Raw genomic sequence first — 25,257 nt, 5'->3', positions numbered from 1 at the left:
TGGCCCAATAGGGTGATCGTGTCTGGCTAGAATCGCGGCGATGGCGCGCGGTCCCGACCGGTCCTGCTGGCCGAAGGGATGGCTCAGCGTCCGGGCGTATGCCTGACGGAGCGCCGAGTATAACAGCTCCTCGACAATGTACAGCCCTTGTGGTGCTCAACGGTTACTGGAGATGTCTCCACCGGGCTCCTGGTAGCGGGCTATCAGCTGTGCATATTCGGGTTCCTGCTTGAAGCGCCGCAGCGCTTCGCCGAAGCGCTCGGCCAGGCCTTCCAGGCGCGGCAGACGGCGAAATGCGAGGTACAGGTGGTCGCGGCTGATCACTTTGGCGTGCTGACCGACCTCGTCTTCGAGCCCCATCTGGCGGAGCAGGAATTGTCCTGCCCGGCGGTCGTTCACCACCAGGTCGACCCGGTCGCGCACCAGCTTGCCGAGGTTGGCCTCGTGGGTGGGGGCTGGCTCGCGGATGAACAACGGCGAGGTGCGGAAGGCCTGGTCGGCGTACCAGTAGCCGGGGGAGACACCTACTTTCAGACCCTGAAGATCGGCCAGGCGCTGGAAGGGATAGGGCCGTTGCCGGGCGTAAAACAGCACGAACTCCACCTGCGACAACGGCTCGCGGGGAAAGGCCATCTGCTTCTCGCGTTCCCGGTTCTGGAAAATATCCAGCACCGCATCGGCCGACCCGCTCTCCAGCTCCACCAGGCAGCGCTTCCAGGGCATCAGACTCCATTGCACCTCGATTCCCAGACGCTGGAACACGATGGCGCTGGCCTCGTAGTCCAGGCCGCGGGGCTGGCCGTTCTCCTCGTAGATATAGGGTGCCCAGGGCTCGCTGACGATGCGCAGGGGCTCGGCCTGGACGGCTGAGCCGAGGCTGGCGAGCAGGGTGAGGAGGAGCATGCTGAGTAATGGCATGTGGCCAGATTACGTGGCCGCAAGCGCCGTGGGTAGTACGGCAAGGGTCAAAGAACCGAAGCTGTGACCGCCTTCGCGACCCCATCGCGCAGGCGGATACAGCCGCCATCAATCCAGTGGACTGGCCAACCCGGCCAGGGTCTGGTCCATCACCTCGCGTGCCTGACCCAGTACCGCTCGTTTCCAGCCATCCTGTTGAGGGTAGAAAGCGCCACGCAACCGCTGCTTGATGCGTTCGCGTGTCGTGTGGGCGGCGTCCGGGTGGTTCTGCAACCACTGCTCGGCGCGCAGCGCGTACAGGACTTTGCGTCCCGGTAGCGTGCCGTACTCCAGGGTCAGGCCGTTGTATTCGGCCTGTTCGCACTCGCTCATCACCATCTGGTCGAGGGTGCCATTGAGCTTCGCCGATACCGAGGTGCCTTCGGCGCTGTTGGTCACCTGGGGGCCCCACCAGCGGCGGGCGCGGGCGATGGCCGCGGCCTGTTGATGTCCTTTGTAGATGCGTTCGCCCACCCCGTGAGGGCCGAGCCCGGTGTGCACGTCGATCCAGGCGATGCGCCGACATTGCCGTCCGTATTCGCGCAGGACGCGGCGCAGCGTGAGGTTGCTCCAGGTCGGCCGGGTTCCGGCGAAGAACAGCCCATGCGGGTCACTGTGCTGGCCGCGAGAAATGGCGCTTTGCAGGCTTTTCTTGCCATGGCGCAGGGCATAGCCGAGCAGGCGCAGGTCGTTCAGCAGGTTCGGTCGCAGCAGCCAGGGTGCTACGGCGCGGTAGTCGGGGTTATCGGCCAACGGCTGGGTGAAGTCGAGGAAGTTGCGGTTCAGGTCGACGTTGTCCTCGTTCACCCGGCGCAGCCAGGAAAAGCCGTAGGGGTTGAGGGCGTGAAGGTAGAGCACGGCGAGATCGTCTCGCCGGCAACGCGCGGCCCAGGCCTCGTCGCGCAGGCGGTCGACCTGGATCGCCGAGCCGCAGAATCCCTCGACGCCGTGACAGCCGCTGCTGAGCACCAGCAGGTTGGCGGCATCTCGCGGGCCACTGTAGGCCAGGTCCAGGGCCAGATGCTCGTTGTCGAAACCGCGCATGGGGTGGAGGTGGGACTCTACGGCGAGGCCGCGCTGGTCACAGCTTTCGAGGAATTTGCGGCGGGCTTCGGCGTAGTCGCGGGAGAAACAGGTCAGGTCCATTTCAGGTTCCGTGTCATGCGCCCGTGGTCGTTCACGGGCGCGGCCGTGCCCGGGCACTGGTTTGTGGCCGGTGCCTGGCGACGGCAATGAGGGCAGGGGAGCGGTTGGCGACCGGATGGGCCACCGCGCTGGGCGCCGGTCGGCGCGGGTCAATCAGGCTGCCGGGATCACCACCCGGCCGACGCTGGTGACGCGCTGGCCGAGTTCCACCGTGTCGATCTCGATCTGCGTGCCGAACTCGGCGGACAGTGTCTGCAGGCGCTCGAGGATGCGCCGCGCCTGCTGCTGGTTGTCCGCGCTGTCGAAGGCCAGGCGCGGGATGCCGCGTTCGGCGTCACGTCCGTCGAAACCCAGTTCGATGGGGTGCAGCAGCAGTTCCTTGAGGCGGCCATCCGTATTGAAACGGCATTCGGCGACCACGCTTTCGAACCAGATCGGCTCGCTGAAGATGCCCACCACACGCTTCCACTCGAGGAACTCGGCCGGGGTGGAGATCCGTGGGTTGGTGATGCCCTTGGGGCCGACGATGGCTTCGGCGGCCATCCATTCCATCTCCTCCCACTCGTCGCGGGCCACGACCTGCTGGCTGTTGTCCATGAAGCAGAAGTTGCCCAGGGAGTAGAGCAGCGGTTTGCCGTTGTAGACCTCGATGCCGCGAATCTGATGCGGGCCGTGGCCACAGAGCATGTCGGCACCGTTGTCCACCAGGCTGCGCGCCAGGGTCGGCAGGTAGTTGGGCACTTCGGTGGTGAAGTTGTCCGGCTCGTGGGTGTGCTGGGCGACGATGGTGAAGTCGGAGGTCTGCTTGGCCTGGCGCAGGTTCAACAGGATTTCGGCCTGGTCGCGCTTGTCGCACTCATGGTGGATGCGCAGCGAGCCGGCGGCGGCGTTCGGATCGACGCGATAGTGCAGGGCCATCCCCAGGTGCACGCTGTGCTGGCCGTAGAGGGCTTTCAGCAGGTAATGGTCCTGGAAGGCTTCCTGGTCGTTCAGGCGCTTGAGCACGGCGAAGTCTTCAGCCGACACCAGGCGATGGGGCGTGGTGCGCAGCGGGTTCAGGCCGGGGCGCGGCGGCACGACGCCCAGCCCGTCGTTGGCCGGCGAGTTGGCTTCGAAAGTGGTGGCGTAGGAGATCAGCGACACCCGCGCCCGGTCGGTGTTGACGAAAGCCGGCGCCCGGGCGGCCGCTAGGCTGGCGCCGGTGCCGGCGTGGGTGATGCCGGCGGCATCCAGCAGTTCGTTGGTCATGCGCATGCCGGCCGTCCCCCAGTCCAGGGCGTGGTTGTTGGCGCGGGCCATGAGGTTGAAGCCCAGCGAGGCGAGGTCCGCCGGCGCGTCCGGGTCGCTGATCAGCCAGGCGAAGCCGGACTCGGCTTCCGGGTGGCCGTCGTAGGTCTTCAGGTCGATGGCCGAGCCTTCGTAGTTGCCGACCACCACATCGCCGCGACTGAGGATGTCCAGCAACTCGGGGGACTTGCGCTTGAGCTTATGGGCGATGGCGTGGGTGATGATGATGTCGCCCACGGCGATCACGCAGAAGCCGTCCTCGACCTCGGCTTCCCGCCAGGAGGGTTGCAGTTCCAAGGTGGCCGGCCGCTGCTGCGGAGCGCTGATACGTTGATGCATGAAGCGTGATTCCTGACTTAGGCCTGGCACGGGGCCGGCGTGTTGGCGGATTCAGTGGAGTGGGTGGCGATCTTTGCGCGGCTGCGTTCCGGGTCGATCAGGCGCACGCCGAGCAGGCCGCCGGCGATCAGGGCCAGGCCGAACAGCCCGACAGCCAGTTCGAAGCCCCTGGCGATGTCGCCGCCCTCCCAGCCGACAGCCTGGCCGACCACATGGGGCGCGAGCATGCCGGCGCTGGTCATCAGGCCAATGTGAATGGCCAGCATGCTGCCGCGCTGACGGGGCGGGGCGATGAAGGCGACGATGCTGTTGGCGAAGGCCGGCAGCAGGTTCACCAGGATGCCTCCGACCAGGTACAGCGCCAGGGTCGCGGTCAGGCCCTGCTCAACGAAGCCCATCAGGCTCATGGCGAGGCCGGCGACCAGGCAGGCCAGCATGGGTGGGGCGACCATTGCCAGGCGTACGCTGGCGCCGCGCTTGAGGGCGCGCTGCGAGAGGCTGGAAACCGCCAGGTTGAGGGCAATCACGCCGACGGTGGCGGCCATCACCACGTAGCCGGACTGCATTGGCGTCATCGCGAGGCCCTTCTGCAGGTACACCGGCACCCAGCTGTAGATCAGCGCAGTGGGCAGGTAGCTGCAGAAGCCGGCCAGGGTAATGAAAACGAAGGTGCGGTTGAGCAACAGGTGGCGATAGGGGGCGGTGCCGCCGGAGGCTTCGCCCTCGGCATCGTCATGCTGGCCTTCGCGTCCGTACACCAGCCACAGCACCAGCCACACCAGGCCGATGGCGGCCAGGATCAGGTAGCCCACGCGCCAGCCCAAGTGCTGGATCAGCAGCGGCAGCGACAATGCGCCGGCAATCGCGCCGAGCATGATCGCCACCTGGATCAGCGCCGAAGGCAGTACCCGCTCGCGCGGTGCGTACCACTTGAAACAGGCGTGCTGGGTCACCGCGGTGCCCGGCCCGCAACCGGCGCCAAGCAGCATGCGGCTGGCCACCAGGGCGAAGAAGCTGCTGCTGAGGGCGGTCAGCAGCTGGGCCACCATCCACACCACGGACATGCCGGCCAGGATGCCGCGACTCGGCAGGCGGTTGGCGAGAAAGCCCACCAGCACGCCGGAGATGGAGTAGAGGAAGAAGAACGCGCTGCCGATGAAGCCGAACTGCTCGGGACTGAGTTTCAGCTCGTCGATGATCTGCGGGCCGGCGAAGGCGAAGATGCTCTTGTCCAGCACGCTGATGACCATCACGGCCATCAGCAGGGCCACCACCAGGGGGCGGCGGCTGTCGGAAGGGACGCTCATGCTCGGGTCTCACTCAGGTAGGTTTCCACCAGACGCGCCCAGAGGCTGGCGCCGAAGGGGATGGCGGAGTCGTTGAAGTCATAGCCGGGGTTGTGGACCATGCAGCCGCTCGGGCCGCTGTTGCCATTGCCGAGCACCATGTAGCAACCCGGGCGCGCCTCTAGCATGGAGGCGAAGTCCTCGCTTCCCAGGTAGCCGCTGGGCACGCTGGTGAGCACCGCCTTTTCGCCCACAAGGCCGCGTGCTACCTGCTGCAGCAGCGTGGTCTCGGCCGGCGTATTGACCAGCACGCCGATGCGCTCGTCGTAGTCCAGGTCCAACTCGATGCCATGGGCAAGGGCGACGCCCTGGCTGATTTCGGTGATGCGTCGGCGCAGCAGGGTGCGGATGTCCGGGCTGGTGGAGCGCACGCTGAGTTTCAGGGTGGCCACATCCGGGATCACGTTATGGGCTTCACCGCCCTGGATGGCGCCGATTGTGATGACGCCCACCTCGCCGGCCGGCACGTTACGCGCGACGATGGTCTGCAGCGCCAGGACCAGTTCGGCGGCGGCGACGATCGGATCGCGGGCCTTGTGCGGCATGGCACCGTGGCCGCCGACACCGATCAGGCGAATGGTCGCCACGTCGGACGAGGCGCTCATGGCCCCCGGCTGGCTGACGAACATGCCCACCGGGAGCCCCGGCATGTTGTGCAGGGCGTAGACCGCATCGCAGGGAAAGCGCTCGAACAGGCCGTCTTCGATCATCCGCCGGGCGCCGCCCAGGGTTTCCTCGGCGGGCTGGAAGATCAGGTTGAGGGTGCCGTCGAACTGGCGCGTCTCGGCCAGGTAGCGGGCAGCGCAGAGCAGGATGGCGGTATGGCCGTCATGGCCGCAGGCGTGCATCTTGCCGGCTTCGCGGCTGGCGTGGGGCACGCCGCTTTCTTCCTGGATCGGCAGGGCGTCCATGTCCGCGCGGATGCCGATGCTGCGGTTGCCACTGCCGTGCTTGAGGGCACCGACGACGCCCGTGCCGCCGATACCCTCGAAGACCTCATAACCCCATTGGCGCAGGTAGCCGGCCACCAGCTCGCTGGTGACGTGCTCCTCGAAACCGAGCTCGGGGTGCTGGTGGATCCGTCGCCGAATCTGCGCGAATTCATCCTGCCAGGCCAGGATCTGTGGGATCAGCTGCATGGTTTGCCCTTGTTGTCGTGATCAGCATGGCGCGCAGCATGCCGCAGCCCGGGGTGGCCGTGATAATCACCTCTGGGCATGCGTATCGGCTTTGGTTATGCACGCGTTGCCAACGGGCAGCGCAGGTCACGACGGGGCCGGCGGGATTCAGGGGGCGGGGTTGAGCAGCAGGCTGGCCTTGGGCGCATGGGGGTTCTTGTAGGCGTAGACCAGCTCATCGGTGAGGGCCTTGGCTTCGCGGGTCATCAATTCCTGGTCACGGCACACCAGGGAGATGTTCATCGGCGGCACCTGCTCCACCAGGTCGAGCGTCTCCAGTTCCTGGCCGAGCTTGCGCACATGGTCGAGCACGCGCAGTGACCAGTAACTCACCGCGTCGGTGTTCAGCGCCAGTTCGGAGAACAGCACCACCGAGGCGCATTCGATGACCCGTTCCGGTGGCTCCACCTGATAGGTTTCGAACATCCAGCCGACCCGCGACTGCTCCAGCGAGTCCTGCAGCAGCCACTCCTGGTCGCGCAACTCGCCCAGGGAGCGGGCATGGCGCAATGGGTGGCCCTTGCGCACGGCGAGCACGGTGGGCTGGGTGAACAGCTCGGTCCAGTGGAATCCATCGCTGCTGCGGGAAGCCGGCAGTGAGGTGAGCACCAGGTCGAGTAAACCTTCGCGCAGGCCTTCCATCAGCTTCGACGGGCGCAGTTCGTGAATCTTCACCTGCACCTTGGGGAAACGCTTGCGGTAACGGTTGAGGCTGGCGATGAATTGCGCCCCCGGGGTCACCGGCGAGACGCCAATGGAGACTTTGCCGTCCATCACACCCTTGAGGGTTTCGATCTCATCGCGGGCGCGACGCACTTCTTCGAGAATCAGCCGTGCGCGGCGCACCAGGCGTTCGCCGTACTCGGTCAGGGTGATGCCGCGGTTGGAGCGCACCAGCAGCGGTACGCCAAGCTCGGCCTCCAGCTCCTTGATGCCCTTGGACAGGGCGGGCTGGGAAATATGGAGCAGCCGCGAGGCTTCCTGGATGCTGCCACTCTCGCAGATCGCGACGATGGCGCGGAGCTGGTGCAACTTCATGAACGGGCCCGGGTGGTTGGAGAGTGGGCCGACTTTAAGGCAAGAAGTGGGCCTGGTGCTGTAAAGAGAAGTTTCAGCGGTGCGACGGTGCCGGGAATTTCCGGACTCCATCCGGGTGATGAAATGCTTCTCCTGTGGGGGGCGATATCAATCGCCAAGGGCGGCGTAGCTGCCCCTGCGGGTTCCAGGGGCAGACCTTCGGCCTGCTTGGCGATTGAAATCGCCCCTACAAGGTGGCCGTGGGCCGATCCAGCTTCGAAAAAGGCGGCCCGAAGGCCGCCAAGGTGGAGCGCGATGCGATCAGCGGATACCGGTGGCGCGCAGGGCGTTGGGGGTGAACTGCTTGCGGCTGTAGTTGATGTCGAACTGGTAGGCGTTCTTTTCCTCGTTGTAGAGGGCGTTCACCGCGTAGCGACCGGATTGCACGTCGTAGTGGGTTTCGGCGTTGAACAGCGGCATCTGCTGGTCGTAGAAGAAGCTGGTGTGGCCTTCGGAAACCCGCCACAGGTTGCCGCGACCGTCGTAGGCGTCGGCTTCGGCGGCTTGCCAGCTGTCCTCGTCGATGTACAGGTCGCGCCGCGAGTAGATGTGGCGTTGGCCTGGCTTCAGGGTCGCGGTCACGTGCCAGACGCGGTGCAGCTCATAGCGGGTGTGCTCGGGGTTGAGGTGGCCGGGCTTGATGACGTCGCTGTATTTCAGCTTGGACGAGCCCAGCTTGTAGGCGTTGTAGGGGATGTACAGCTCCTGCTTGCCTACCAGTTTCCAGTCGAAGCGGTCCGGCGCACCGTTGAACATGTCGAAGTCGTCCAGGGTCCGCATGCCTTCGGCGCCGGGGCTGTCGTAGGCGATCTGTGGGGCACGGCGCACGCGGCGCTGACCGGCGCTGTACTGCCAGGCCATGCGTGGTTCCCGGACCTGGTTGATGGTCTCGTGGATCAACAGCACGCCGCCCGCCAGGCGAGCCGGGGAGAGGAATTCCTCGCGGTAGAAGTAAAGGATGTTCTCCATCTCCTGCGGCGAGTAGTCCGACAGGCCCACCGGATAAGCCAGCTGCTGCTTCACCAGGCTTGGGGTGAAGGCGCCGTTGGCCTGGGGCGAGGCCTGCACCACCTGGCGCTGCAGGGAAAGACCGCGGTAGCGGCCGATGTGGTTCCAGATCACCTCCAGGCCGTCCTTCGGGATGGCGAAAGGCAGGCCGCCGCTCTTGTAGTGCTGCAGGCCGTTGCCGCTTTCCGCCAGTTGGGTGTTGCCGGCGTTTTCGCGGGTGGTGTCCAGGTAGCCCTGGGGCAGGTTGATGGAGCGGCGAGTCGGGTAGACCGGAATGCGGTAGCTGTCCGGGTAGCGCTTGAACAGCGCCAACTGGCCGGGGGTCAGTTTGTCCTTGTACTGCTCGACATTCTGCGCGGTGATGGTGAACAGCGGTTGGTCGGCGGCATAGGGGTCGGAAAGGAAGCCGTCGGCGTCACGCTGGCCGGCGTCCTTGGCCAGGCCGCCGGTCCAGGCCGGGATGCTGCCCTCGGCATTACCGGCTTTCTCGGCCCCCATCGGGGTGAGGTCGGCGCCAAGGCGCGCAACCTGGTCGGCCGGCACCGCGGCCAGCGCCTGAGTGGCGAGCAGGCTGAGGCCGATGCAGCCGGCGCGCAGGAGTCGTGAATCGATCATGTTCAGTTTCATGTGCAGGGACCTCAGAAGCTCGCGCCGACGCTGAAGGCGAGGAAGTCGCGGTCGGTATTGGTGTTGAAGTCGCCGCCGAAGTAATCGGTGTAACTCAGGCTGGCGGTGTAGGTGGACAGGTAGTCGGCATCCAGGCCGACGCTCACCGACTTGTTGCCTTCGGTGAAGGTCGGGCCGAAGCCGTCGACGTCATGGGCAAAGGCCAGGTTGGGCTTGAGGTTGACCCCGGCGATGGCGTCGTTGAACTCCAGCTGCGCGCGCAGGCGGTAGCCCCAGGAGTTGTCGGTGTAGAAGCCCTTGTCGGTGCACTGGTCCGGGTTGGTGGTGTTGAGCAGGGCGGTGCATACCCTGTTGCCGGTGCTGCCCAACGCGGATGCCGAACTCGGCAGGGCGCCGTTGCCGAACACGCTGCTGCGGCCGAAGCGCAGGTCCGAGCCATCGCTGGAACCGAGGTCGCCGATATGGCTGAAGCCCACTTCGGCCACCAGGTTCAGGCGGTCGGCGGCCAGTATCTGGTCGAAGGTGTGCACCGCGGTGACCTGGGCCTGGCTGAAGGGCATGCGCTTGTAGCCCTGTACCAGGCTGCCGGCGCTGGTGTCGGCCCAGTCGGTGTCGAAGATCGCCAGGCCATCGAGGTTCAGCAGACCCACCAGGCCGCCGACGCTGGCGGCGGTGGACACGTCCGTGCCGTTGAGCGACAGCGGCATGTTGGGTCGGTGACTGATCTCGCCCGAGAGCGCGGTGCCATCCGGCAGGGTTGTGGCGAAGCTGATGCCGTAAAGGCGGATGTCCTCGGGGTAGGCCAGCTGGTAGCGCGCGGTGGCCGGGCCGGGGGCGCCGCTGATCGCCGCCAGACTGGGCGCGCCAACCGTCCAGACGCTTTCCGGCGTACGGCTGTGGTAGTTCATGGCGTAGAAACCGAACTCGGTATCGTTCAGCGCCGGTACCAGCCAGCGCATGGCCACGCCGAACTGGCCGCCGTCGCGGGCTTCGTCATCCGGAAGGCGCGGCACCCAGCCGTAGCGGGCCGGGTCGCGGTCGAAGTCGGTGCCGAAGGTGGTCATGCCGAGATCGCAGCCCTTCGGCGCGGTATCGCTGCCGAAGAAGGTGCCGCAGTTGTCCAGTACGGTCTTGTCCCACTCCAGCTGGTAGAAGGCTTCCACCGAGAGGTTCTCGGTCAGGCCCTGGGTGGCGTAGAGCATGTTCACCGGGATCAGGCCTTCCTTGATCTCCGAGCCGGGGCGGCGGAACGCGGCGACGTCGGTCGGGTTGATGGCGTTGATGCCATTGGCGATGAAGGTGCTTTCGCCCCAGCTCACCACCTGTTTGCCGGCGCGCGCGCTGCCGGGCAGGTCGCCGAGCAGGTAGTTGTGGTAGACGAAGGCGTCCAGCAGTTGGGCGCCGGACGACTTGGCGGCGTTATCGCGGCCGCTGTCGTCGATGTCATAGAGCGGGCGGTGTTCGTCCTTGAGCTCGAAGTCGTACCAGTACTTGCCACGCAGGAAGACGCCGGTGTCGCCGTACTTGAGTTCGAGGTCGTGGATGCCCTTGAAGATCTTCGAGAAGGTCTCGCCCTTCTTGAAGTTCAGCCGGCCGTCGTCGCTGGTGCGGGTCGAGGCGGTGCCGCCATTGGCCTTGCCGATGAAGGTCTTGTCGGCATCGTCCATGGCCCAACTGGCGCCGATGGACAGCGACGAATCGAAACGGCCCTCGATCTCCCCGATGTTGAAACTGGCGGCCTGTGCCGGTAGCGCGCTGGACAGCGCTACAGCCAGGGCCAGGGCGCTGGGATACATGGCCCCCACGCCTGTTGTTGTTCTTTTCATGATGCTCTCCGCCTGGTCAAAGAAGGCCCGCGGAAAGACCCGCCGGGCTCACGCTTCTTTGCAGCCTGATGACAGGTGCGGGGGCATCCTAGGTAAGGGGACGGCCTCCTGACTTCTGAATAATCCTTATGCCCATAGCCAAAGGTGAGGATGGCGACGGTGCAGTTGGCGGCGAGGCGCAGGCGGGAGCCGGGAAAATGCTGCTCCGTTAGGCGCTGGTCGCGCATAACCCGGAGTTATCCCGATAAACAGGATTAAAGACGGATGCGGCGTTCCGGGCAGAGTCAGCGCTTGTTGTGGGAGCGAGCTTGCTCGAGAAGGCCGTGCCCGGGGCTGTTCGCGAGCAAGCTCGCTCCTGCGCGGCCATGCAGATGCGGAAAAGAAAAAGGCCGGGACAACGCCCGGCCTTCTTGTCTTCTACAAGGTACTCAACGCGGCAGATTGAGGTTCTTCCAGATTGCCAGGCTCGGTTCGGCCTGGTTCAGGGTGTAGAAGTGCAGACCGGGAGCACCGCCCTGGAGGAGCTGTTCGCTCATCTCGGTGATCACCTGCTCGCCGAAGGCCTGGATGCTCTGCGTGTCATCGGCGTAGGCCTCCAGTTGCTTGCGTATCCAGCGCGGGATTTCCGCGCCGCAGGCGTCGGAGAAACGGGCCAGCTTGCTGTAGTTGGTGATCGGCATGATGCCCGGGACTACCGGGATGTCCACGCCCAGCTTGCGTACGCGCTCGACGAAGTAGAAGTAGCTGTCGGCATTGAAGAAGTACTGGGTGATCGCGCTGCTGGCGCCGGCCTTGACCTTGCGCACGAAGTTGGCGAGGTCGGACTCGTAGCTGCGCGCCTGCGGGTGAACTTCCGGGTACGCGGCGACTTCGATGTGGAAGTGGTCACCGGTTTCGGCGCGGATGAATTCAACCAGTTCGTTGGCGAAGCGCAGCTCGCCGCTGGCCATGCCCATGCCCGACGGCAAGTCGCCACGCAGGGCGACGATGCGCTGGATGCCGGCATCCTTGTAGTGGGCCAGCAGGGCGCGCAGTTCGGCCTTGCTGTCACCGACGCAGGACAGGTGCGGTGCGGTCGGCACCTTCACCTCGCCGTCCAGCTGCAGCACGGTCTGCAGGGTGCGGTCGCGGGTGGAGCCGCCGGCACCATAGGTGCAGGAGAAGAAATCCGGCTGGTAGCTGGCCAGGGTGCGGGCGGTGGCCATGAGTTTTTCGTGCCCGGCTTCGGTCTTGGCAGGGAAGAACTCGAAGCTGTAACGGCGTTCTTGGGACATTGAAGATTTCCTTCAGTGGCAGACCTCAAGCTGCGGGAAGAACCTTCCCCGCAGCTTGCTGCCCATGGCTCTTAGTAGCGGTAGGTGTCCGGCTTGAAGGGGCCTTCCACGGTCACGCCGATGTAGTCGGCCTGCTGCTTGGTCAGCTGAGTGACCACGCCACCGAAGCCCTTGACCATCTCCAGAGCCACTTCTTCGTCCAGCTTCTTCGGCAGTACTTCGACGGTCAGGCGCGCGGCCTTGTCGGCGGCCGACAGGTCGGCGAACTTCTGCTCGAAGAGGTGGATCTGCGCCAGCACCTGGTTGGCGAAGGAACCGTCCATGATCCGGCTCGGGTGACCGGTGGCGTTGCCCAGGTTCACCAGGCGGCCTTCGGCCAGCAGGATCAGGTAGTCGTCGTTGAGCGGGTCGAAGCCGTCGTTGCCGGTGCGGTGGATCTTGTGCACCTGCGGCTTCACTTCTTCCCAGGCCCAGGTCTTGCGCATGAAGGCGGTGTCGATCTCGTTGTCGAAGTGGCCGATGTTGCAGACCACGGCGCGCTTCTTCAGGGCCTTGAGCATGTTGGCGTCGCAGACGTTGACGTTACCGGTGGTGGTGACGATCAAGTCGATCTTGCCCAGCAGCGCGGCATCGACGCTGGCTTCGGTGCCGTCGTTCAGGCCGTTCTTGTACGGGGAAACGACTTCGAAGCCGTCCATGCAGGCCTGCATGGCGCAGATCGGGTCGACTTCGGAGACCTTCACGATCATGCCTTCCTGACGCAGAGACTGGGCCGAGCCCTTGCCCACGTCGCCGTAGCCGATCACCAGGGCCTGCTTGCCGGACAGCAGGTGGTCGGTGCCGCGCTTGATGGCGTCGTTCAGGCTGTGGCGGCAGCCGTACTTGTTGTCGTTCTTGCTCTTGGTCACCGAGTCATTGACGTTGATCGCCGGGACTTTCAGGGTGCCGGCCTTGAGCATATCGAGCAGACGGTGCACGCCGGTGGTGGTTTCTTCGGTGATGCCGTGGATCTTCTCCAGCATCGCCGGGTATTTCTTGTGCAGGATCTCGGTCAGGTCACCGCCGTCGTCCAGCACCATGTTGGCGTCCCACGGCTGGCCGTCCTTGAGGATGGTCTGCTCGATGCACCACTCGTACTCTTGCTCGGTCTCGCCCTTCCAGGCGAATACCGGGATACCGGCGGCGGCGATGGCGGCAGCGGCCTGGTCCTGGGTGGAGAAGATGTTGCACGAGGACCAGCGCACTTCGGCGCCCAGGGCGGTCAGGGTTTCGATCAGCACGCCGGTCTGAATGGTCATGTGGATGCAGCCGAGGATCTTCGCGCCTTTGAGCGGCTGCTGGCCAGCGTACTTGCGGCGCAGGGCCATCAGGGCCGGCATCTCGGATTCGGCGATGATCAGCTCGCGGCGGCCCCAGGCGGCCAGGGAAATGTCGGCGACCTTGTAGTCGGTGAAATCGGCAGGCGTCATGACAGCGCTCATGCGTGAGTCTCCATTCGTAGTGTGCGAATGGGCGCCGTTGATGCGTTTGTCGATCAGCTGGCTGCTGACCGGGTCTACGCCCCTTCCGAGCCTGACAGGCGGAGCCTGATTCGAAACAGGCACCACGTGCTGCAGCGCCCCTCGGAAGGGAGGCGGGAACGACCGGGCTGTGCCGGTCGTTTGAAAAACCTGCGGATTATAGCGGTGCTGGCGGGCAAGCCCAAGGTTTTCCGTCGCCCGGACGGGTGCCTATCGCAGCCATTGAAACCCTTGTTGCGACAAGCCTTAGTCGCGCGTCCATGATTCATCCCATCTCACACAAGGAGGACGCTGCATGAATTTCCATACGCGCAAATGGATCAAGCCCGAAGACCTCAACCCCAACGGCACCCTGTTCGGCGGTAGCCTGCTGAAGTGGATAGACGAAGAGGCGGCCATCTACGCCATCATCCAGCTCGGCAATCAGCGCGTGGTCACCAAGTTCATCTCCGAGATCAATTTCGTCAGTTCGGCGCGCCAGAGCGACATCATCGAACTGGGCATCACCGCCACCGAGTTCGGCCGCACCTCCATCACCCTGTGTTGCGAGGTGCGCAACAAGATCACCCGCAAGAGCATCCTGACGATCGACAAGATGGTGTTCGTGAACATCGGTGAAGACGGCCTTCCGGCGCCGCATGGCAAGACCGAGATCACCTTCATCAAGGACCAGTTCAAGGAATAATCATGCATTGGCCCGGGCGCGTTTCGCTCGGGCAGGCCTGCGATGGCTGGCGATGGCGCGACATCTCTCCACCGCCACGGCCAAGTTCACCGGGGGCGATTTCGGCCTGCGCCAGAACCACGACCCCGGTCGGCGCACGTGGGGATTCAGCGCAGCAGCGCCTGCTCGGCTGCCTGCAGCTCGGCGCGGGTCGCTACGGGTAGGATAAAACGTCTGTTCATCGGTTTTTCCTCCAGTCGCGGGGGCTACATTCTGGCGGGAAACGCCGGCTGGTACGGGCTGGATGGCCTCTTCATCGATCTGCGACAAACTGTCGCCAGGCTTGGTATTTGCCGGACAGGTGGGGATACTGTCGCCCGCCTTCAGCCCTACCCGTGATCCTGCCGATGAATGCCAAGACGCTTCTGATCGTTGTCGCCGCCTGCCTGGGCCTTGCCGCCTGCGGTGGCGTGGACCCCAATTCGCCGCTGGGCAAGCGCCAGGCGATCTTCAAGGACATGCTGCGTACCAGCGAAGACCTTGGCGGCATGCTGCGTGGCCGCATCAGTTTCGACGAGCAGCGCTTCGCCACTGGCGCGACCAAGCTGGACCAGCTCTCCCGTCAGCCCTGGCAGCACTTTCCACAGGTACAGGAAGGCGACGCCGACAGCGCCGCCCGCGATGAGGTCTGGCAACGCGAGGAGCGTTTCCAGACACTCGTGCGCGAGCTGGAAGCCAGCACCGGCCAGCTCGCCAGTGCCGCCCAGGCCCCCCCGCTGACCGCCCAGGGCATGGCGCCCCTGGTGCAGAAGGTGGAAGACAGCTGCGAGGCCTGCCACAAGGAATTCCGCGCTTACTGAGGCGCGGCGAATCCGTCTACCCCGGCGCTGCGGAGCCGCTCTGCCAGCGCCTGAACGTCCGGATGCTGAAAGAAGGCTTCCAGCCTGGCAGCCTTGATCGGCCCCAGGCCCTCGCGCGTTTGCCAGTCTCGTGCGGTCCTGCTGCTGAGCGTTGCCCAGTTGGCCTCCAGCCGTGCTGCGCCCGTGGGCGGCAGGCCCAATGCGGCCAGCCACCGTGCGAACGGTCTTGCGCGGGCATCGTCGAAGCGCTGTGCCAGTGCGCTGGCGCGTAATGCGCCGATGCCCGGCCTGGCTTCCAGTGCCGCCACGTCGAGGTCCAGCCAGTCCAGTAGTCCGGTCAGTTGCAGGCGTGCCCAGGTGCCGCGCCCCATTCCTTGCAAGGCCAGTCCCTTGCGGCCGCCCAGCCATTCCAGTCGCGAAAGGAACTGCTCGCGGCAGTCAGGTTCCGGGCGAAAGCAACTGAGGGCGTGATACTGGCCAGCCGCTGGCGCCTGCACTTTGGGACGCTCGGCGGCACGCAGCACCACGGAATCCAGCTGCGGAATCGTCAGGCCGGCCAGGGCGATGGCCACCTGGTCGCCGGGGCGGATGTCCAGTGCTCGCCAGCGTTTCAGGGAGCCCAGCCCGACGCGCTGGATGCGCCGGCCATCCAGTTCGACCGGCGCCAGCTTCAGCAGTGGCGTGACCCGACCGGTGCGACCGACCTTGAACTCCACCGCGCGGACTTCCGCCAGGGCCTTGGTGAACGGGTATTTCCAGGCCACCGCCCAGTTCGGCGGTTGCGGCTTCCACCGCCGCGCCGCCGGTCGTATGCCCTGGCGAATGACGATGCCGTCGCTGGCAAACGGCAGTGGCGAGCGATACCAGCGTTCGCGCCAGGTCGCGATGTCCTTGGCGCTGGCGACGGGGTGGGTAAGTTCTAGGGCATCTTCGAACCCCATTGCCCCCAGGCCTTGCAGGCGCTTTTCCATCTGCGCGGGGCCGTCTGGCCAGTCCCAGACGAAGAGGCCTATGCCGAGGGCGTCGCGTTCTTCCAGTTCGCGTCGATTGAGCAGCCCGGCCACTTTCCCGCGTGCGCCTTGACCTCCATGTTCCGCCTGCACGTGAGCGTCCAGTCGCCAGTAGAGTTCGCCCTGCAGTACGCCATCGCCGATGCCGGCCAGCTGCGCCGGAATGGCGGCGATGCGCCGTGCCTTGTCAGTCCAGTCCTGTCCGTGGTCACCGTCGCCCCGGCTGATGGCCTGCGCCAGCCGCCCCTGGCGGTACACCAGGGTGACGGCCACGCCATCCACCTTGGGCTGGACCCACAGGTCGCGGCGTTGTCCAAGCCAGCGGCGCAGTTCGTCGATGTCCCGCAGCTTGTCCAGGCCGGTCTGGGACACCGGGTGGCGGGCGCGGCCGGAAGCGCCGGCAAGGGGATCGCGGATTGGCGGTGCCTCGGCGGGAAAGCAGTCGCGCAGCAGGTCCAGGCGTGCGCGGCTCTGGTCGTAGAGCTCGTCGTCCACCGGCGAACGGCCCTCGCGGTGGTACTGGACGTCCAAGTCGGCGATGCGCGTGTCGAGGGCGGCGAGCTCGGTGCTGGCGCGTTCGCTTGGCCAGTCCGGGCAGGCGTCGGCCAGGGCGAGGCAAGGCAGGAGGAAGGGAAGAAACATCCAGGTTTTCATGGCGAGCCTCCGTGCTCGTGGGGGAGGCGGCCAGTCTAGGCAGGGTGCTTGTCGGCGGGAGCTGAATTGCGTGTCCGTCCGGGCGCGGTTCGTTGTGAGGGAAAGCGCACTGCTGTGAAGCGCCCAACAAAAAGCCCCGCACAAGGCGGGGCTCTTTGTCGATCGGTCAGGGCTTAGAGGCCAGCGGCAATGCGCAGGGCTTCGGCCTTGTCGGTCTTTTCCCAGGTGAACGCGGTGAAGGTGTCGTCACCGTAGGTCATCTCATAGGGATTGCGACCGAAGTGGCCGTAGGCCGCGGTCGGCTGATACATCGGGTGCAGCAGGTCGAGCATCTTGGTGATCGCGTACGGACGCAGGTCGAAGTGCTCGCGAACCAGCTGGACGATCTTGTCGTCGCTGATCTTGCCGGTGCCGAAGGTGTTGATCGAGATGGAGGTCGGCAGGGCCACGCCGATGGCGTAGGACACCTGGATCTCGCAACGCTCGGCCAGACCGGCGGCGACGATGTTCTTGGCCACGTAACGGCCGGCGTAGGCAGCGGAACGGTCAACCTTGGACGGGTCCTTGCCGGAGAACGCGCCGCCACCGTGACGGGCCATGCCGCCGTAGGAGTCGACGATGATCTTGCGACCGGTCAGGCCGCAGTCGCCCACCGGGCCGCCGATCACGAAGTTGCCGGTCGGGTTGATGTGGAACTGGGTGTCCTTGTGCAGCAGCTCGGCCGGCAGCACGTGCTTGACGATCAGCTCCATCACGCCTTCGCGCAGGTCGGAGTACTTCACGTCGGGGTTGTGCTGGGTGGACAGCACGATGGCGTCGATGCCGACGACCTTGCCGTTCTCGTAGCGGCAGGTGACCTGGCTCTTGGCGTCCGGGCGCAGCCACGGCAGCAGGCCGGACTTGCGGGCTTCGGCCTGGCGCTCCACCAGACGGTGGGAGAAGCAGATCGGGGCGGGCATCAGCACGTCGGTTTCATTGCTGGCGTAGCCGAACATCAGGCCCTGGTCACCGGCGCCCTGGTCTTCCGGCTTGGAGCGGTCGACACCCTGGTTGATGTCGGGGGACTGCTTGCCAATGATGTTCAGGATGCCGCAGGTGGCACCGTCGAAGCCGACGTCGGAGCTGTCGTAGCCGATGTCGATGATGACCTTGCGCACCAGCTCTTCCAGGTCGACCCAGGCAGAGGTGGTGACTTCACCGGCGATGATCGCAACGCCGGTCTTGACCAGGGTTTCGCAGGCAACGCGGGCGTGCTTGTCCTGGGCGATGATGGCGTCGAGGACGGCATCGGAAATCTGGTCGGCGATCTTGTCCGGATGGCCTTCGGACACGGATTCGGAGGTAAACAGGGAGTATTCGCTCATCTATCGGTTTTCCTATTCGTTACCGGTGGGTGAGTTCGCTTCGTGAGTCCGGTTTGGCGAAGTGCCGAACCTGAATCTGAAAGCCGTTTCGCAAGCCAATGTAGAGGCTCTCGCCGGGCGTGAGCCCCGCGGCATTGGCCCAACGGGCCAGGTCGTCCTGTTCGAAGCCCAACCATAGATCGCCGCAGGCCTCCCTGGCCCAACTCTGGTTGTGGCTGCACAACTCGGTTACCAGCAGGGCGCCACCTGGCTGCACCCGCTGGGCCAATTGTTTCATCGCATCGGCCGGTGCCGCGAAGTGGTGCAGGACCATGTTCAGCACCACGCAGTCGGCGGCCGCCTGCTCGTCATTCAGGGCATCGGCCAGTCGCAGTTCGACGTTGCCGAGGCCTTTTTCGCTGCAGCGCATCCGCGCCAGTTCCAGCATGGCCGGGCTGTTGTCCAGCGCCGTGACCTGGCGGAAGCGCCGTGCCAGGTCCGGCAGGAAACCGCCGTCACCAGGCCCGACCTCCAGCGCCGTGGCGCCGGTTTCGAAGCTCAGTGCGTCGAGCAATGCCAGCACGCTGTCACGGTATTGCGGCAATCCTGCGATCAGGTCTTGCTGCGCCTGGAATTTTTCCGCCGCGCGGGCGAAGAAGTCGCGGCTGACCGCTTCGCGCTGGGCGTGCACTTCGGCAATGCGCCCGGCGATCTCGGCCGGTAGCTCCAGTTCGTCGACTTCGGCCAACAGGGCTGCGTGCAACATGCCGCCGACCCGCTCGTTCTGCGCCAGGGCACGACGGTAGAAAATCGCATTGCCTTCGCGCCGGGTCGCCACCAACCCCGCCTGCGCCAGCACCTTGAGGTGATGGCTCATGCCTGATTGGCCGGTGGCGAAGATCTGTGCCAGTTCCAGCACGCCGAAGGAGTCGTTGGCCAGTACCCGCAGCACGTTCAGGCGCAGTGGGTCGCCGCCGGCCTTGCACAGGGCGGCCAGCTCGTCGCTGTCGTCATGGCGGATCTGGGGTACGCGCAGGCTCATAGGGGGCGCAGTCTAGCCCCCGTCCCCGGGTGTCGCAATGCCAATATCAAAAAGTTTTGATATTGGGTGATCGGCGGTTAGCCGGGTTTCCGCGTCAGTTCGAGGAACGCGGCCGGTGCCGGGCTCAGGCTCTGCCCTGGCCGCCATAGAGCGTGGAGTTCGCGTTCGATGCGCAGGTCGCTTACCTCCAGGCGCACCAGGCGGCCGCTGGCCAGTTCCGCGCGGACCATGTGCGGCGATAGCCAGGCGATGCCGCGGCCGTCCTGCACCAGGCGTTTCAACGCTTCGGTGCTGCCGATGGACATCCGCACGCGCAGTTCGATGCCCCGTTCGCGGTACGCCTGCTCGACGCTGGCGCGCGTGGCCGAGCCCTGTTCGCGCAGGTAGTGGTCCTGCCCAGCGAGATCCTGGGCACTGAGTTCGCCGCTTCCGGCCAGCACGTGCGTCGGACCGACCACTGCCAGCAGGCGGTCGCGGTCCAGCAGGTGGCTGGAAAAGGCCTGGCGGTCGAACTCGCCTTCGACGAAGCCCAGGCTGATGCGGCCATCCTCCAACTGTGCTGCCACTTCGCGGGTATTGCTGACGGCGAGGTCCACCGCCACGGACGGATGCACCTGGTGGAAGCGTTCGATCAGTTCCGGCAGCAGGTAGCTGCCCAGGGTGGCGCTGGCGCCAAGGCGAAGCTCACCGTCATCGAGGCTGGCGAAGCCGCGCAGGTCACGCTCGGCGGCCGCTTCCAAGGCGAAGATGCGCTGGGCGTATTGCAGCAGGCGCTGGCCGCCCTCGGTCAGGTTGACCCCACGTGGCCGGCGGTCGAACAGGGTGAGGCCGATGCTGGTTTCCAGATCGCGGATTTCCCGGGTTACCGCCGGCTGACTGATGAACAGGCGGCTGGCGCCGGCACTGATGCTGCCGCTCTCGGCGACGGCAAGGAAGACCTTGAGGTGGTGCAGATTCATAAATGAAAGGCATGCGTTAGATGTTGATTATGTATTTTTCATATAGCACGGCGCGGCCTAGTCTGGCTCGGTCTTTCCCGCTGCGGGATCACCCGACCGGAGTCCACGATGCCACGCCCCTTTACCCGCCTCGCCGAGCCCTTGGCGTTCGTTCGTCAGTTCACCCCCAGTTGGTTTGCCGTGACCATGGGCACTGGTGCGCTGGCGTTGGTCGTGGCGGCGTTGCCCTGGGGCGGGGAGCTGGAGGCGCGGCTGGCGGAGGCGCTGTGGTTGTTCAATGCCGCACTCTTCGTGGGCTTCGCCCTGTTGTTCGTTGCGCGGGTTCTGCTGTTTCGCGACACCGTGCGACCGATGCTGCTACACCCGGTGCAGTCGATGTTCCTCGGCGCCATTCCCATGGGGCTGGCAACCCTGATCAACGGCCTGGTGCTGTTCGGCGTGCCGCGCTGGGGCGATGGGGTGCTCGCCGTTGCCCACGGATTGTGGTGGCTGGATGTGATGCTGGCGCTGGGTGTCGCCCTGCTGGTGCCTTATTTGATGTTCACCCGGCAGGACCACGCCCTGGAGAAGCTCACGGCGGTCTGGCTGCTGCCCATCGTCGCTCCTGAAGTGGCGGCAGCCTCGGCCGGCGTGTTGGCGCCGCACCTGGCGCCGGAGCTGGCGCGGCAGATGCTGGTTGTGGGCTACCTGCTCTGGGGCGTCTCCCTGAGCCTGGCCTTCTCCCTTATCACGCTGGTGCTGCTGCGCCTGGCCCTGCACAAATTGCCGGGCAGCGAGTTCGCCGCGACCAGTTGGCTACCGGTCGGCCCGTTGGCCACGGGCTGCCTGGGGCTGCTGAGTCTGGGCAAGGCGATGCCGGCCGCCTTTGCCGGCACCGCGCTGGCGGGTGTGGCGGAACTCGCCCGCGATGTCGGTTTGCTCGGCGGCCTGCTGCTCTGGGGGGCTGCGGCCTGGTGGTTGGTGATGGCACTGTTCTGCACCCGCCGCCACTTGCGCCAGGAGATGCGCTTCAACCTTGGCTGGTGGGGTTTCACCTTCCCGCTGGCGGTATTCACCCTGGCCACCTTCGAGCTCCAGCGGCGCACCAGCATGGGTTTCTTCGGCCCGGCGGGCGCGGCGCTGGTCCTCGGACTGGCGCTGATCTGGGTGCAAGTGATGGCGCGGACACTGGGCGGGCTCTGGCACGGAGAACTGTTCCAGGCGCCCTGCCTTGCGGCTGCGGAGGGACTTTCGCGCAACTGACCGGCGAACTGCGACCATCTGTGATTGCCCGCGACCTGCCGGCTGGGCGAAAATAGCGGCCTTTTTTCGATTAGCCGTCTATTCAGACCTGCAGGAGATAAGCGATGCCCAGCCGTCGTGAGCGTGCCAATGCCATTCGTGCCCTGAGCATGGATGCTGTGCAGAAAGCCAACAGCGGCCACCCCGGCGCCCCCATGGGAATGGCCGATATCGCCGAAGTGCTCTGGCGGGATTACCTGCAGCACAACCCGAACAACCCCGAATGGCCCAACCGTGACCGCTTCGTGCTGTCCAACGGCCACGGCTCGATGCTGAACTACTCGCTGCTGCACCTGACCGGCTACGACCTCACCATCGAAGACCTGAAAAACTTCCGCCAGCTCGGTAGCCGCACGCCGGGTCACCCGGAATACGGCTACACCGCCGGCGTGGAAACCACCACCGGTCCGCTGGGCCAGGGAGTCGCCAACGCCGTTGGCTTCGCCATCGCCGAAAAGACCCTGGCTGCCCAGTTCAACCGTGAAGGTCACAACATCGTCGACCACAACACCTACGTGTTCCTCGGCGATGGCTGCATGATGGAAGGCATTTCCCATGAAGTCTGTGCCCTGGCCGGTACCCTGGGCCTGGGCAAGCTGGTCGCCTTCTACGACGACAACGGCATCTCCATCGACGGCGAAGTCCATGGCTGGTTCACCGATGACACCCCGAAGCGCTTCGAAGCCTACGGCTGGCAGGTGATCCGCAATGTCGACGGCCATGACGCCGACGAGATCAAGACCGCCATCGAGACCGCGCGCAAGTCCAGCGACCGTCCGACCCTGATCTGCTGCAAGACCGTGATCGGCTTCGGTTCGCCGAACAAGCAGGGCAAGGAAGAGTGCCACGGTGCGCCGCTGGGCAACGACGAAATCGCCCTGACCCGCGCTGCGCTGGGCTGGAACCATGCGCCCTTCGAAGTCCCGGCCGACATCTACGCCGAGTGGGACGCCAAGGCTGCCGGTGCCGCCCGTGAGGCCGCGTGGAACGAGCGCTTCGCCGCCTACGCCGCCGCCCATCCGGAACTGGCTGCCGAGTTCCAGCGCCGCATCAAGGGCCAACTTCCGGCCGACTTCTCCGCCAAGGCCGATGCCTACATCGCTGAAGTTGCCGCCAAGGGCGAAACCATCGCCAGCCGCAAGGCCAGCCAGAACGCCCTGAATGCCTTTGGTCCGCTGCTGCCGGAATTCCTCGGTGGCTCGGCTGACCTGGCCGGCTCCAACCTGACCCTGTGGAAAGGCTGCAAGGGCGTGTCCGCTGAAGATGCCTCCGGCAACTACCTGTTCTACGGCGTTCGCGAATTCGGCATGAGCGCCATCATGAACGGCATCGCCCTGCACGGCGGCTTCATTCCTTACGGCGCCACCTTCCTGGTGTTCATGGAATACGCCTGCAACGCCGTGCGCATGGCCGCGCTGATGAAGAAGCGCGTGCTGTTCGTCTACACCCACGACTCCATTGGTCTGGGCGAAGACGGTCCGACCCACCAGCCGGTCGAGCAGCTCGCCAGCCTGCGCTGCACCCCTAACCTGAACACCTGGCGTCCGGCCGACGCGGTGGAATCCGCCGTGGCCTGGAAGTCCGCCATCGAGCGCAATGACGGCCCGAGCGCGCTGATCTTCTCCCGCCAGAACCTGCCTCACCAGGCGCGCGATGCCGGCCAGATCGCCGACATCGCCCGCGGTGGCTATGTGCTGAAGGACAGCGATGGCGAGCCGGAGCTGATCCTGATCGCCACCGGTTCCGAAGTCGGCCTGGCCGTCCAGGCCTTCGACAAGCTGACCGCCGCCGGCCGCAAGGTGCGCGTGGTGTCCATGCCGTCCACCAACCTGTTCGACCAGCAGGACGCCGCCTACAAGCAGGCCGTGCTGCCGGTACAGGTTGGCGCGCGCATCGCCATCGAGGCCGCCCATGCCGACTTCTGGTACAAGTACGTCGGCCTGGAAGGCCGCGTGATCGGCATGACCACCTTCGGTGAGTCGGCCCCGGCTGCCGCGCTGTTCGAGCACTTTGGCTTCACCGTCGACAACATCGTCGGCACCGCCGAAGAGCTGCTGGACGTCTGAGTAGGATGAGTTGAGCCCGCGATACCCCTCGGCATGCAGCATGGGTATCGCTGCGCTCCACCCATCCTACGGTCCGCCCTCCCGCGTTGCGCGGGAGTGGCTTTTCGATCCGAGACCGCCCCATGCCTAGCAATCGCCCCTTCAAAGTCGCCCTCAACGGCTACGGCCGTATTGGTCGTTGCGTGCTGCGCGCGCTCCATGAGCGCAGTGGCGGGGCGAGCTTCGAGATCGTCGCGCTGAACGACCTGGCCGACCAGGCCAGCATCGAGTACCTGACCCGCTTCGACTCCACTCACGGCCGCTTCCCCGGAGAAGTGCGTGTGGATGGCGATTGCCTGCATATCAATGGCAACTGCGTGAAGGTGCTGCGCAGCGCCGAGCCGGAGGGTATCGACTGGGCCGCCCTCGACGTGGACCTGGTGCTGGAATGCTCCGGCCAGTACACCCATCGCCAACAGGCCGAGCGTTTCCTGGCTGCCGGCGCGCCCCGGGTGCTGCTGTCGCAGCCGATGAGCGGCGAAGCGGACATCGACGCCACCATCGTCTACGGCGTCAACCAGGACAGCCTGACCGGCTCCGAAAAGCTGGTGTCCAACGCCTCCTGCACCACCAACTGCGGCGTGCCGCTGCTGAAACTTCTCAACGAGTCCGTGGGTCTGGAGTACGTCTCCATTACCACCATCCACTCGGCGATGAATGACCAGCCCGTGATCGACGCCTACCACCACGAAGACCTGCGCCGCACCCGCTCCGCCTTCCAGTCGGTGATTCCGGTATCCACCGGACTCGCCCGGGGCATCGAGCGCCTGCTGCCGGAACTGACAGGGCGCATCCAGGCCAAGGCCATCCGCGTGCCGACGGTGAATGTGTCCTGCCTGGACATCACCCTGCAGACCGCCCGCGATACCTCGGCCGCCGAGATCAACCAGGTGCTCCGCGAGGCCGCGGAAAGCGGCCCGCTGAAGGGCCTGTTGGCCTACACCGAGCTGCCCCACGCCAGCTGCGATTTCAACCACGATCCCCATTCCGCCATCGTCGATGGCAGCCAGACCCGCGTGTCCGGCCCGCGCCTGGTCAACCTGCTGGCCTGGTTCGACAACGAATGGGGCTTCGCCAACCGTATGCTCGACACCGCAGACCACTATCTGCGGGTTTCCGCTGTTTCTCGTTAACAACCAGCCCCCGTGAAGGACTGACCCCATGACCGTGTTGAAAATGACCGACCTCGACCTCCAGGGTAAGCGCGTACTGATCCGTGAGGATCTCAACGTGCCGGTGAAGGACGGCGTCGTGAAGAGTGATGCGCGCATCCTCGCCTCCCTGCCGACCATCAAGCTGGCACTGGAGAAGGGCGCGGCGGTAATGGTCTGCTCCCACCTGGGCCGTCCCACCGAAGGCGAGTTCTCCGAAGAGAACAGCCTCAAGCCAGTCGCCGACTACCTGAGCAAGGCCCTCGGTCGCGAAGTGCCGCTGGTGGCCGACTACCTCGGTGGTGTTGATGTGCAGCCCGGCCAGGTCGTGCTGTTCGAGAACGTGCGCTTCAACAAGGGCGAGAAGAAGAACGCCGACGAGCTGGCCCAGCAGTACGCCGCCCTGTGCGACGTCTTCGTGATGGACGCCTTCGGTACCGCCCATCGCGCCGAGGGATCGACTCACGGCGTCGCCAAGTTCGCCAAGGTCGCCGCTGCCGGCCCGCTGCTGGCTGCCGAGCTGGATGCACTGGGCAAGGCTCTGGGCAACCCGGCCCGTCCGATGGCCGCCATCGTTGCCGGCTCCAAGGTGTCCACCAAGCT

The 25,257-nt window shown here is 65.5% G+C and carries 20 protein-coding genes and 1 riboswitch; of the genes, 6 read left to right on the top strand and 14 right to left on the bottom strand.

Going from position 1 to position 25,257, the window contains the following annotated elements; translation table 11 throughout:
- Nucleotides 1-156 precede the first annotated feature (156 nt).
- From FFS60_RS21590 to ahcY, 10 genes are all read right to left on the bottom strand, one after another.
- Entirely contained in the window at nt 157-918 is a 762-nt protein-coding gene (locus FFS60_RS21590; RefSeq protein WP_028629565.1) for an ABC transporter substrate-binding protein, read from the bottom strand.
- A 108-nt stretch (nt 919-1,026) separates the two neighbouring features.
- The gene (locus FFS60_RS21585; RefSeq protein WP_028629566.1) at nt 1,027-2,103 is read right to left on the bottom strand and encodes a M14 family metallopeptidase; all 1,077 of its coding nucleotides are present in this window, start codon (nt 2,101-2,103) and stop codon (nt 1,027-1,029) included.
- Between the two features lie 153 nt (nt 2,104-2,256).
- On the bottom strand, nt 2,257-3,729 hold the full coding sequence (locus FFS60_RS21580; protein WP_028629567.1) for a CapA family protein: 1,473 nt from the start codon (nt 3,727-3,729) through the stop codon (nt 2,257-2,259).
- 17 nt (nt 3,730-3,746) lie between these two features.
- Nucleotides 3,747-5,036 (bottom strand): MFS transporter, encoded by a 1,290-nt coding sequence (locus FFS60_RS21575; protein WP_137823106.1) that lies wholly within the window; start codon nt 5,034-5,036, stop codon nt 3,747-3,749.
- On the bottom strand, nt 5,033-6,214 hold the full coding sequence (locus FFS60_RS21570; RefSeq protein WP_028629569.1) for a M20 aminoacylase family protein: 1,182 nt from the start codon (nt 6,212-6,214) through the stop codon (nt 5,033-5,035). Before FFS60_RS21570 ends, FFS60_RS21575 begins: the two co-directional genes overlap by 4 nt.
- Before the next feature lie 147 nt (nt 6,215-6,361).
- Entirely contained in the window at nt 6,362-7,291 is a 930-nt protein-coding gene (locus FFS60_RS21565) for a LysR family transcriptional regulator (protein WP_137823105.1), read from the bottom strand.
- Nucleotides 7,292-7,591: 300 nt separating this feature from the next.
- Entirely contained in the window at nt 7,592-8,965 is a 1,374-nt protein-coding gene (locus tag FFS60_RS21560) for a DUF1329 domain-containing protein (RefSeq protein WP_036997552.1), read from the bottom strand.
- 11 nt (nt 8,966-8,976) lie between these two features.
- Entirely contained in the window at nt 8,977-10,791 is a 1,815-nt protein-coding gene (locus FFS60_RS21555) for a DUF1302 domain-containing protein (protein WP_137823104.1), read from the bottom strand.
- Between the two features lie 428 nt (nt 10,792-11,219).
- Nucleotides 11,220-12,065: a methylenetetrahydrofolate reductase [NAD(P)H] gene (gene metF, locus FFS60_RS21550; RefSeq protein WP_028629573.1), complete on the bottom strand. Its 846-nt coding sequence runs from the start codon at nt 12,063-12,065 to the stop codon at nt 11,220-11,222.
- A 71-nt stretch (nt 12,066-12,136) separates the two neighbouring features.
- Nucleotides 12,137-13,546 carry an adenosylhomocysteinase gene (ahcY, locus tag FFS60_RS21545; protein ID WP_137823103.1) on the bottom strand — a complete coding sequence of 470 codons (1,410 nt, stop codon included), beginning with the start codon at nt 13,544-13,546 and terminating at the stop codon, nt 12,137-12,139.
- A gap of 22 nt (nt 13,547-13,568) precedes the next feature.
- Nucleotides 13,569-13,695, bottom strand: a riboswitch (S-adenosyl-L-homocysteine riboswitch).
- A gap of 185 nt (nt 13,696-13,880) precedes the next feature.
- Here ahcY and FFS60_RS21540 point away from each other — a divergent pair.
- Nucleotides 13,881-14,270 carry an acyl-CoA thioesterase gene (locus tag FFS60_RS21540; RefSeq protein ID WP_028629575.1) on the top strand — a complete coding sequence of 130 codons (390 nt, stop codon included), beginning with the start codon at nt 13,881-13,883 and terminating at the stop codon, nt 14,268-14,270.
- 386 nt (nt 14,271-14,656) lie between these two features.
- Complete coding sequence (locus FFS60_RS21535; protein WP_137823102.1) at nt 14,657-15,109, top strand: cytochrome c; 453 nt, start codon at nt 14,657-14,659, stop codon at nt 15,107-15,109.
- On the opposite strand, the gene ligB is transcribed toward FFS60_RS21535, so the two are convergent.
- The 4 genes from ligB to FFS60_RS21515 form a co-directional block, all read right to left on the bottom strand.
- Nucleotides 15,103-16,773 (bottom strand): NAD-dependent DNA ligase LigB, encoded by a 1,671-nt coding sequence (gene ligB / locus FFS60_RS21530; RefSeq protein ID WP_137823101.1) that lies wholly within the window; start codon nt 16,771-16,773, stop codon nt 15,103-15,105. The genes FFS60_RS21535 and ligB overlap by 7 nt on opposite strands.
- Nucleotides 16,774-16,946: 173 nt before the next feature.
- Nucleotides 16,947-18,137 (bottom strand): methionine adenosyltransferase, encoded by a 1,191-nt coding sequence (metK, locus tag FFS60_RS21525; RefSeq protein WP_137823100.1) that lies wholly within the window; start codon nt 18,135-18,137, stop codon nt 16,947-16,949.
- 19 nt (nt 18,138-18,156) lie between these two features.
- A complete protein-coding gene (locus FFS60_RS21520) occupies nt 18,157-19,158 on the bottom strand; it encodes a metalloregulator ArsR/SmtB family transcription factor (protein ID WP_137823099.1) in 1,002 nt (333 codons plus the stop codon).
- 77 nt (nt 19,159-19,235) lie between these two features.
- Entirely contained in the window at nt 19,236-20,117 is an 882-nt protein-coding gene (locus FFS60_RS21515; RefSeq protein WP_137823098.1) for a LysR family transcriptional regulator, read from the bottom strand.
- Between the two features lie 108 nt (nt 20,118-20,225).
- On the opposite strand from FFS60_RS21515, the gene FFS60_RS21510 reads away from it, so the two are divergent.
- From FFS60_RS21510 to pgk, 4 genes are all read left to right on the top strand, one after another.
- On the top strand, nt 20,226-21,359 hold the full coding sequence (locus FFS60_RS21510; protein WP_137823097.1) for a TDT family transporter: 1,134 nt from the start codon (nt 20,226-20,228) through the stop codon (nt 21,357-21,359).
- Nucleotides 21,360-21,463: 104 nt separating this feature from the next.
- Nucleotides 21,464-23,464 (top strand): transketolase, encoded by a 2,001-nt coding sequence (gene tkt, locus FFS60_RS21505; protein ID WP_137823096.1) that lies wholly within the window; start codon nt 21,464-21,466, stop codon nt 23,462-23,464.
- A gap of 122 nt (nt 23,465-23,586) precedes the next feature.
- On the top strand, nt 23,587-24,636 hold the full coding sequence (gene epd / locus FFS60_RS21500; protein ID WP_028629583.1) for an erythrose-4-phosphate dehydrogenase: 1,050 nt from the start codon (nt 23,587-23,589) through the stop codon (nt 24,634-24,636).
- A 28-nt stretch (nt 24,637-24,664) separates the two neighbouring features.
- A partial coding sequence (pgk, locus tag FFS60_RS21495) for a phosphoglycerate kinase (protein WP_137823095.1) occupies nt 24,665-25,257 on the top strand: 593 nt, incomplete at its 3' end.

The sequence above is a fragment of the Pseudomonas sp. D(2018) genome, assembly GCF_005502555.1.
Classification (GTDB): domain Bacteria; phylum Pseudomonadota; class Gammaproteobacteria; order Pseudomonadales; family Pseudomonadaceae; genus Metapseudomonas; species Metapseudomonas resinovorans.
This window is presented reverse-complemented; position numbering and strand designations above follow the sequence as displayed.

Coding starts and splice junctions, on each gene's coding strand:
- FFS60_RS21575 (WP_137823106.1), bottom strand. CDS start 5,036: ATGAGCGTCCCTTCCGACAGCCGCCGCCCCCTGGTGGTGGCCCTGCTG.
- FFS60_RS21580 (WP_028629567.1), bottom strand. CDS start 3,729: ATGCATCAACGTATCAGCGCTCCGCAGCAGCGGCCGGCCACCTTGGAA.
- FFS60_RS21560 (WP_036997552.1), bottom strand. CDS start 8,965: ATGAAACTGAACATGATCGATTCACGACTCCTGCGCGCCGGCTGCATC.
- FFS60_RS21535 (WP_137823102.1), top strand. CDS start 14,657: ATGAATGCCAAGACGCTTCTGATCGTTGTCGCCGCCTGCCTGGGCCTT.
- FFS60_RS21585 (WP_028629566.1), bottom strand. CDS start 2,103: ATGGACCTGACCTGTTTCTCCCGCGACTACGCCGAAGCCCGCCGCAAA.
- FFS60_RS21555 (WP_137823104.1), bottom strand. CDS start 10,791: ATGAAAAGAACAACAACAGGCGTGGGGGCCATGTATCCCAGCGCCCTG.
- ahcY (WP_137823103.1), bottom strand. CDS start 13,546: ATGAGCGCTGTCATGACGCCTGCCGATTTCACCGACTACAAGGTCGCC.
- FFS60_RS21510 (WP_137823097.1), top strand. CDS start 20,226: ATGCCACGCCCCTTTACCCGCCTCGCCGAGCCCTTGGCGTTCGTTCGT.
- FFS60_RS21590 (WP_028629565.1), bottom strand. CDS start 918: ATGCCATTACTCAGCATGCTCCTCCTCACCCTGCTCGCCAGCCTCGGC.
- ligB (WP_137823101.1), bottom strand. CDS start 16,773: ATGAAAACCTGGATGTTTCTTCCCTTCCTCCTGCCTTGCCTCGCCCTG.
- FFS60_RS21520 (WP_137823099.1), bottom strand. CDS start 19,158: ATGAGCCTGCGCGTACCCCAGATCCGCCATGACGACAGCGACGAGCTG.
- tkt (WP_137823096.1), top strand. CDS start 21,464: ATGCCCAGCCGTCGTGAGCGTGCCAATGCCATTCGTGCCCTGAGCATG.
- FFS60_RS21565 (WP_137823105.1), bottom strand. CDS start 7,291: ATGAAGTTGCACCAGCTCCGCGCCATCGTCGCGATCTGCGAGAGTGGC.
- FFS60_RS21515 (WP_137823098.1), bottom strand. CDS start 20,117: ATGAATCTGCACCACCTCAAGGTCTTCCTTGCCGTCGCCGAGAGCGGC.
- metK (WP_137823100.1), bottom strand. CDS start 18,137: ATGAGCGAATACTCCCTGTTTACCTCCGAATCCGTGTCCGAAGGCCAT.
- FFS60_RS21540 (WP_028629575.1), top strand. CDS start 13,881: ATGAATTTCCATACGCGCAAATGGATCAAGCCCGAAGACCTCAACCCC.
- FFS60_RS21570 (WP_028629569.1), bottom strand. CDS start 6,214: ATGCAGCTGATCCCACAGATCCTGGCCTGGCAGGATGAATTCGCGCAG.
- metF (WP_028629573.1), bottom strand. CDS start 12,065: ATGTCCCAAGAACGCCGTTACAGCTTCGAGTTCTTCCCTGCCAAGACC.
- epd (WP_028629583.1), top strand. CDS start 23,587: ATGCCTAGCAATCGCCCCTTCAAAGTCGCCCTCAACGGCTACGGCCGT.